At 41.2% G+C, this 2592-nt stretch carries 5 protein-coding genes and 1 tRNA gene; 4 read left to right on the plus strand and 2 right to left on the minus strand.

From position 1 onward, the window contains the following. The 3 genes from ORQ98_RS29250 to ORQ98_RS29260 form a co-directional block, all read left to right on the plus strand. Positions 1–246, plus strand: a 246-nt coding sequence (locus tag ORQ98_RS29250; protein ID WP_274692358.1) for a carbon storage regulator, incomplete at its 5' end; no start/stop codon positions are given. 17 nt (positions 247–263) lie between these two features. After that, positions 264–668 carry a MerR family transcriptional regulator gene (locus ORQ98_RS29255; protein WP_274692359.1) on the plus strand — a complete coding sequence of 135 codons (405 nt, stop codon included), beginning with the start codon at positions 264–266 and terminating at the stop codon, positions 666–668. 176 nt (positions 669–844) lie between these two features. Further along, on the plus strand, positions 845–1624 hold the full coding sequence (locus ORQ98_RS29260; RefSeq protein WP_483414581.1) for a tyrosine-type recombinase/integrase: 780 nt from the start codon (positions 845–847) through the stop codon (positions 1622–1624). 7 nt (positions 1625–1631) lie between these two features. On the opposite strand, the gene ORQ98_RS29265 is transcribed toward ORQ98_RS29260, so the two are convergent. Beyond that, positions 1632–1708: transfer RNA gene (locus tag ORQ98_RS29265), tRNA-Arg, on the minus strand. Between the two features lie 224 nt (positions 1709–1932). Here ORQ98_RS29265 and ORQ98_RS29270 point away from each other — a divergent pair. After that, on the plus strand, positions 1933–2379 hold the full coding sequence (locus ORQ98_RS29270) for a c-type cytochrome (RefSeq protein ID WP_274692360.1): 447 nt from the start codon (positions 1933–1935) through the stop codon (positions 2377–2379). Between the two features lie 27 nt (positions 2380–2406). Here the strand turns inward: ORQ98_RS29270 and ORQ98_RS29275 are convergent. Continuing rightward, positions 2407–2592, minus strand: a 186-nt coding sequence (locus ORQ98_RS29275; protein WP_274692361.1) for a hypothetical protein, incomplete at its 5' end; no start/stop codon positions are given.

The following is a 2592-nucleotide window of genomic DNA, read 5'->3' on the forward strand; positions in this document are numbered from 1 at the left end:
ACCACTATTCAACGTGGGTTTCTTAGTATCAAAGAAGTTGAGTTCGGCCACCCCCTGAGACTGGATCATGAAGTAACTGTTTACCCTTATCCCAATACTAGAGAAGGTTTTTCAAAGTCCATACAACAAGTAAAGATAAGTATTAGTGCGCCAGAGCATATAAAAATACTTCGGGACGAGGTTGAAACGGGTTTTCGCAGGGGAGCTAATAATACAAGGCATTCATTCATTGGTGTGATGACTTAATAAATAAAGGTGTTTTTATGGAGAACGACCCAAATTTTAAAGATGCTAATAACTATGAAAGTATTGCAAAAGCTTTGGGTATTGAACTGTTTGGACATTACTCTGCACCGCAAGTTATTAAAAAATTAAATATTCCTCGAAATACGCTTGAAGCGTTAAGAAATACAGGTCAAATAGGTTATGTCAGAATCTCGGAAAGAGGTAGGTATCGTTTCTGGGGATGGCAACTTTGTGAATTTTTAGTGAGGCAAACAGTATGCCCTGGAGAGAGCCTACAAAAAGATACCGAATTGGAAAATGGTTTCTTGCGCAGCGAGAAGGGTGGAATACATGGTACCGATGCGGGTATAACAAAAGAACACATCAGACAGAACGAGTATCACTCCGCACTAGCGATCTTCAAGAAGCAAAGCGACGATTAGCGGAGTTTTTTGTTCAAGAGCAAACTCCTGTAAAAGTACCAAAAGAATCAATTACATTAGCTAAGGCATTAACACTGTACTACACAGAGCATGGGAAAAAGGTTGCTAGTCATAAGGCGGCCAAGACCCATTGCGAGAAAATACTAAACTATTGGAAAGACTCTGTGCTGTCAGAAATGAGTATTAGGGAACAAAGAAAATTTAAAGATTTTTTAGAAGAGCAAGGATGTTCGGTAGGTTACATTAAACGTATTTTTAATACTCTGCGTGCTGCAGTTAATTTTTGTTATAAAAATGAGTATATCGAGCATCCTGTTAATATGCTGACAATATCTGTCCCTATTCATAGTAATGTTGAAATGGGGCGGCCTTTAAGTATTGCAGAAGTTGCTCAGCTATTTGATGTGATGGATGTAGATTACCTTATTAGGTACTGCATGTTATTAATGGGGACGCTTGCAAGACCGGCAGCAGTTCTAGAGCTCCATAGTTCCCAACTTGATCATGATTACAGGTTAATTCAATTAAATCCAAAAGGAAGACAGCAGACAACTAAGTATCGGCCAACAGTAAAAATGCCTGAATTTATTCATGAAGCTACAAGGCACATGAAGCAGTGTAACGTTGTTTCTGGCAAACAAGAGCAGTTTAAGAGCTTAAAATCATCATTTACTACGGCAGTTAAGCATTCGGGTTTAGAAGGGAAGGTTACTGGCTACTCGTTTAGGCATACAATGAGTCGTTGGTTACGATCACAGTCTGTACCGCCATGGGAAGTTGCAGCTCAACTTGGTCATAGAATGGAGCAGTACTCAACAACTGAAGTGTATGCGCCTTATGACCCTAATTATTTAACGACTTGTGTCGCTGCTATTGATAGGTATTTTGAGAAATTGCGTGACACTAGCGTGACACTCGATAATTTCATGAAGCTGTATAAGGAGATAAGTGCTTGATTTTTAATGGCGCGCCCTAGAGGATTCGAACCTCTGGCCTTTGCCTCCGGAGGGCAACGCTCTATCCAGCTGAGCTAAGGGCGCGTTACTTTGAAATGCGGCGGCTATATTACCTGCCATTGATAGCTTAGTCTAGCCCGAATCTCAGGTTTGTAACTATCCCACCGTTGCTGATTTATATCAGTGAAATCAAGACACGACTGTTTAGGCTTAGTGGGTTTTGGTCTATAATCGTCCAGCATTTGACCCCGGACCTAAAAAACAGTACTAGCCGGGCTGTGTGATGGCTGAATTATGAGGACAACTAAGTGGCTCACCAACGCAATAAAAGAACTGCCAAAGTAATATACTCTGCTGTTTTAATGGGCCTGCTGGCGATTACATCATCCCATGCTGCGACCAAAGATGAACAAATTGCAGAACGAATCAAGCCAATTGGCAAGGTATGTATAGAAGGTGAAGAGTGTGCGAAAAATGCTGGTGCTGTGGCAAGTTCTAGTTCTGGCCCTCGCTCAGGTGAAGATGTTGTAGGGCTATTCTGTAATACCTGTCATGCCACGGGGTTATTAGATGCACCTAAAGTAGGTGATACGGGTGCATGGCAGGCAAGGTTGGATGATCTTGGCTCATTTGAGGAGATGGTAAAGAGCGCTGTTAATGGAAAAGGGAGTATGCCACCTAAAGGTAATTGCGCGGATTGTTCTGATGAAGAAATCAGTTTGGCAATAGAACACATGAGCGGTCTAAAACCTTGATTGAATAAAAAACATACAATCCGTCAATCAAAAGCCGTTTATTTCCATTAATAAACGGCTTTTTGTTTGTAAAGTAGTCAGTATTTGTTTTGTTTCGAAAAAGTATTGACTTAAACTCAGAAGTGCGTAGAATGCGCCGCCACTGACTGGAGATGAGCAGGAAAGACAGCAACTGCCGGGAGCTTTTAAAGTTTCTGAGTCGCTGAAAAAACT

This window comes from Spartinivicinus poritis (assembly GCF_028858535.1).
GTDB classification, from domain to species: domain Bacteria; phylum Pseudomonadota; class Gammaproteobacteria; order Pseudomonadales; family Zooshikellaceae; genus Spartinivicinus; species Spartinivicinus poritis.

Coding starts and splice junctions, on each gene's coding strand:
- ORQ98_RS29255 (WP_274692359.1), top strand. CDS start 264: ATGGAGAACGACCCAAATTTTAAAGATGCTAATAACTATGAAAGTATT.
- ORQ98_RS29260 (WP_483414581.1), top strand. CDS start 845: ATGAGTATTAGGGAACAAAGAAAATTTAAAGATTTTTTAGAAGAGCAA.